This is a genomic window from Streptomyces sp. NPDC059900, from assembly GCF_050270335.1.
Classification (GTDB): domain Bacteria; phylum Actinomycetota; class Actinomycetes; order Streptomycetales; family Streptomycetaceae; genus Streptomyces.
Genome location: NZ_JBNNJZ010000574.1, coordinates 1 through 4,999 on the forward strand (window position 1 = coordinate 1; position 4,999 = coordinate 4,999).

5 protein-coding genes are annotated in these 4,999 nt (G+C 72.7%); 4 read left to right on the forward strand and 1 reads right to left on the reverse strand.

The features are described 5' to 3' along the window. Nucleotides 1–544, reverse strand: a 544-nt coding sequence (locus tag ACQKIP_RS39400; RefSeq protein WP_427745257.1) for a TetR/AcrR family transcriptional regulator, incomplete at its 3' end; no start/stop codon positions are given. 294 nt (nt 545–838) lie between these two features. Between ACQKIP_RS39400 and ACQKIP_RS39405 the strand changes: the two genes are divergently transcribed. The 4 genes from ACQKIP_RS39405 to ACQKIP_RS39420 all read left to right on the forward strand — a co-directional run. Beyond that, nucleotides 839–1,393 (forward strand): (2Fe-2S)-binding protein, encoded by a 555-nt coding sequence (locus ACQKIP_RS39405; RefSeq protein ID WP_365854099.1) that lies wholly within the window; start codon nt 839–841, stop codon nt 1,391–1,393. Beyond that, on the forward strand, nt 1,390–2,382 hold the full coding sequence (locus ACQKIP_RS39410; RefSeq protein WP_365854097.1) for an FAD binding domain-containing protein: 993 nt from the start codon (nt 1,390–1,392) through the stop codon (nt 2,380–2,382). Before ACQKIP_RS39405 ends, ACQKIP_RS39410 begins: the two co-directional genes overlap by 4 nt. After that, nucleotides 2,379–4,514 carry a xanthine dehydrogenase family protein molybdopterin-binding subunit gene (locus ACQKIP_RS39415; RefSeq protein WP_365854095.1) on the forward strand — a complete coding sequence of 712 codons (2,136 nt, stop codon included), beginning with the start codon at nt 2,379–2,381 and terminating at the stop codon, nt 4,512–4,514. Before ACQKIP_RS39410 ends, ACQKIP_RS39415 begins: the two co-directional genes overlap by 4 nt. Further along, nucleotides 4,507–4,999 (forward strand): XdhC family protein (locus tag ACQKIP_RS39420; RefSeq protein ID WP_427745258.1); only part of this gene is annotated, 493 nt, incomplete at its 3' end. The genes ACQKIP_RS39415 and ACQKIP_RS39420, both read left to right, overlap by 8 nt.

Sequence of the window (4,999 nt, forward strand, 5' to 3'; positions counted from 1 at the left end):
CCATGACCAGGTCCATGAGGCGTCCGGCGCGGGTCTGCCAGTCGCCGTGCGGGTCGATCTGCCACAGGCCCGCGATGGCCAGCAGGAAGTCGTCGGGGGTGAGGCCCGGGCGGATGGTGCCGGCCTTTTCGTTGGCCTCCAGCAGCAGGGTGACGGCCGCGGTCACCGGGCCGTGCCCCACACCGGCCAGGGTGCCCCGGGTGCTGGTGGCCTTGCGCATCGCGTCGGCCAGGCCCGCCTTGGCCATGGCGTACTGCGCCAGGCGGTCCATCCACTCCCGCAGGGCCTGGTCGGGCGGGCGGGTCTGGAGCAGCTGGCAGGCGGTGTCGGCGACCTGCTGCACTTCGTAGCGGTAGACCTCGAGGACGAGGGCCTCGCGGTTGGGGAAGTTGCGGTAGAACGTGCCCTGCCCGACCCCGGCCTTCTTGGCGATGACGCTCAGCGGGGCGTCCGCCGAGCAGGTCAGCTCGGCCAGGGCCACTTCCAGGATGCGTTCGCGATTCCGTTGCGCGTCCGAGCGCAACGCGTCCTTCTTGGGGTGCACTCGTCCTCCTCCCGGGAATCGTGGGGCGCCCTTGCTAAGCGGACAGCTGTCCGTTAAGTTTTGAAGCTAACGGACAGCTGTCCGCTTAGGGTCACCATACCGGCAGACGCCGCCGGTGGGGATGGTCGGTCGCGAACGCCGTGCACCGCCCGCCCCGCCGCGCATGCCGCGGGCGCCCCGAGCCGACCCCCGCCCGCACAGCGCCACCCCGACGCGGCTTCAGCGCCGGGGCCACCCCCACGAAGCACCCCCTCGCACGTGACACGAGCTGACAGAAGCGAAAGAAGGCTGATCGTGGCCCTATCGACGTCCAGCGCCATCACCCTGAACATCAACGGCGAAAAGCACACGCTGCCCGTCGACCACCGCACCACCCTGCTCGACGCCCTGCGCGAGCGCCTCGATCTGACCGGCACCAAGAAGGGCTGCGACCAAGGCCAGTGCGGCGCCTGCACGGTCCTTGTCGACGGCCGGCGCGCCGTCTCCTGCCTGCAACTGGCCGTCGCCTCCGAGGGGCGCGAGATCACCACCATCGAGGGCGTGGCACAGGGCAACCAACTGCACCCGGTGCAGCAGGCGTTCCTCGACCTCGACGGATACCAGTGCGGCTACTGCACGCCGGGACAGGTCTGTTCGGCCATCGCGGTCATCGAGGAGCACGCGGCGGGATGGCCCAGCGCCGCCACCACCGACGTGCGGCCCGAGGCGGGCGTGCCCGAGCTGAGCGCCGAAGAGATCCGCGAACGCATGAGCGGCAACCTGTGCCGCTGCGGCGCGTATGTGTCGATCGTCCAGGCGGTCGCGCAGGCGGCCGCCGCCAACACCGAGGGTACGGAGGCCGTGGCATGAGGGAATTCGGTTACGAGCGAGCCCTCGACGTCCCCGGTGCTGTCGCGCTCCTGGGCGCCGAGCCCGACGCGCGCGTCCTGGGCGGCGGCACCAACCTCGTCGACCTGATGAAGACCGGCGTGGAGCGGCCCGGACTGCTCATCGACGTACGCGAGTTGCCCCTGGACCGCATCGAGGTCACCGGCGACGGCGGTCTGCGCATCGGCGCGACCGTCACCAACAGCGACCTCGCCGTCCACCCCGAAGTGCGCCGCCGCTACCCCGCCCTTGCCGAAGCCGTCCTGGCCGGTGCGTCGGGCCAGCTGCGCAACATGGCCACCGTCGGCGGCAACCTGCTCCAGCGCACCCGCTGCGGCTACTTCGCCGACCTGTCCAAACCCTGCAACAAACGCGACCCCGGCAGCGGCTGCCCCGCCGTCGGGGGCGAGCACCACAACCACGCCATCCTCGGTGCCAGCGAGCACTGCGTGGCCGTGCACCCCTCCGACATGGGGGTGGCGCTCGCTGCCTTCGACGCCGTCGTCTCCTACGAGACGGCAGAGGGCACCGGCGAGATCCCGCTCGCGGACTTCTACCTGGCCGTGGGCAGCACCCCGCACCTGGAGACCGCGCTGCCCTCCGGCGCGCTGATCACCGGCATCACCCTGCCGCCCGCCCCGGTCGCCGCCCGCTCCCGCTACCGCAAGGTGCGCGAGCGCGCGTCGTACGCCTTCGCGATCGGCTCGATCGCCGCCGCGCTCGACGTCCAGGACGGTGTCGTACGCGAAGTGCGCCTGGCCTTCGGCGCGGTGGCCTCGCGGCCGTGGCGTGCCCGGGCGGCCGAACAGGCCCTGACCGGCGGCCCCGCGACCGCCGAGGCCTTCGCCGCCGCGGCCGATGCCGAACTGGCCGCCGCCAAGGCACTGCCCGACAACGGCTACAAGGTGACGCTGATGCGCAACCTCGTCGTCGCCCTGCTGACCGAGCTCACCGAGGAGGCCGGCCGATGACGGCGCGGACCACGACGACCACGTCCCCCGCGGCGACGGGCGCCGCCGGTGTTTCCTACACCCGCGTGGAAGGCCGGGACAAGGTCACCGGCGCGGCCCGGTACGCGGGAGAGGTCCCCTACGCCGAGCTCGCGCACGGCTGGCTGGTGTTGTCCACCATCGCCCGCGGCCGGATCCTCTCGGTGGAGTCCGATCCCGTCCGCAAGATGCCCGGCGTCCTCAGCGTCCTGCACCACGGCAACGCGCCGCGCGTCGACGGCGACTACGTCAGCATGCTCGGCAAGCCCGACCCGATCGTCGAGGTCTTCCAGCACGACCGGATCCCCTTCGTCGGCTGGCCGGTGGCCCTGGTCGTCGCCGAGTCCTCCGAGCAGGCCCGCGAGGCCGCCGAGGCCCTGGTGGTGCGCTACGAGGAGGAGACGCACGACGTCGCGTTCAGCTCCGCGCACCCCGGCACGTACCTGCCCGAGGGCGACGGCATGCTGATGGAGAAGGGCGACCTGGAGGCCGAACTGGCCGCGTCCGCACATGTCGTGGACCAGGAGTACACCACCCCCGAAGAGCACCACAGCTCGATGGAACCGCACGCCGCGATGGCGCGCTGGGACAGCGGGCGCCTCGAGGTCGTCGACTCCAACCAGGGCAGCGGCTGGGTCGCCGACGAACTGGCGAAGCTGTTCTCCCTGGACCCGGCCTCGGTGCGGGTGCGCTCCGAACACATCGGCGGCGCCTTCGGCTCCAAGGGCGTGCGCGTGCACCAGATCCTCGCCGTGATGGCCGCGACCCAGCTGGACCGCCCGGTCAGGGTCGTCATCACCCGGCGCCAGCTGTTCTCGCTCACCGGCTACCGCAGCCCCACCGCGCAGCGCGTGCGCCTGGGCGCCGACGCCGACGGGCGGCTGCGCGCCGTCGACCACCAGGCGCACAGCCTCACCTCGACGGTCCATGAATTCGTCGAGACCAGCGCCGGGTTCGGGCGTCCCATGTACGCCTCCGACGCCCATCGCAGCGTCAACCGCGTGGTACGCCTCGACGTGCCGACGCCGACCTTCATGCGCGCGCCCGGCGAGGCTCCGGGCTCCTTCGCCCTGGAGTCCGCGCTCGACGAACTCGCCGAGCAGTGCGGCGTGGACCCGATCGCGCTGCGCGTGCGCAACGAACCGGACGTGGGCCCCGTCTCCGGGCTGCCCTTCGCCAGCCGCAACCTCCTTGCCGCCTACGAGGAGGGCGCCCGCCGCTTCGGCTGGGCGGACCGCGACCCGCGTCCCGGCGTGCGGCGCGAGGGGCGCTGGCTCCTTGGCACGGGCACGGCGTCCGCCACCTTCCCGGTGATCGTCGCGCCGTCCACGGCGGCGGCCACCGCGGAGGCCGACGGCACCTTCACCGTGCGGATCAACGCCGCGGACGTCGGCACGGGAGCGCGCACCGCACTGACCCTGATCGCCGCGGAAGCCCTCGAAGTGCCCCGGGAGCGCGTCCAGGTGCGCATCGGCGACAGCGACTTCGGCCCGGCGGCGATCTCCGGCGGCTCGATGGGGACCCGCTCCTGGGGCTGGGCGGTCCGGGTCGCGGTGGCGGAACTGCGCGAGCAACTGGCCCTGGGCGGCGACATTCCGCCGCAGGGAATCACCGTGCGCTCCGACACCAGTGCGGCCGTCGGCGCCCTGGCCCAGAAGGAACGACACTCCTTCGGGGCGCAGTTCGCCGAGGTGGCCGTCGATGTCACCACCGGTGAGGTGCGGGTGCGGCGGATGCTCGGCGTCTTCGCCGCCGGCAAGATCGTCAACCCGCTGACCGCACGCAGCCAGTTCGTCGGCGGAATGACCTGGGGCCTGTCCATGGCCCTGCACGAGGAGGCCCACCGCGACCAGGCCACCGGCGGCCACGTCGGCGCCGACTTCGCGGGCTACCACTTCGCCGCCAACGCCGACGTGCCCGTCATCGAGGCGGACTGGGTGGAGGACACCGACGCGGACGACCCCGTCAACATCAAGGGCATCGGCGAGATCGGCATCGTGGGTGCCGCCGCGGCGATCGCCAACGCGGTCTGGCACGCCACCGGGGTACGCCACCGGAACCTGCCGATCCGGCCCGACCGTGTCCTGAACGCGGGAGGAGCCCTGGATGCTTGACATCGCCGAGGCGCTGCACCGCTGGATCGAGGAGGGCCGCGCCTTCGCCGTCGCCACCGTCGTGACGGTCGGCGGCAGCGCCCCGCGCGATCCGGGCGCCGCCCTGGCCGTCGACAGCCAGGGCACGGCCATCGGCTCGGTCTCCGGCGGCTGCGTGGAAGGCGCGGTCTACGACCTGTGCGTCCAGGCACTCCAGGACGGCCAGGTCGTGCGCGAGCGCTTCGGGTACAGCGACGAGGACGCCTTCGCGGTCGGACTGACCTGCGGCGGTGAACTCGAAGTCCTGGTCACTCCACTGGGCACGGACGCGCCTGGCCGGCCGGTCTTCGCGGCGGCCCTCGCGGCCGCCGCGGGCGGCGAGGCGGCGGCGATCGCCCGGGTGGCCACCGGCCCGGCCGGCCTCCTGGGCAGGGTCGTGCTCGTGCACCCCGACGGCTCGTACGAGGGCACTCTGGACGGTCATCCGGACCTGGACCGGACGGTGG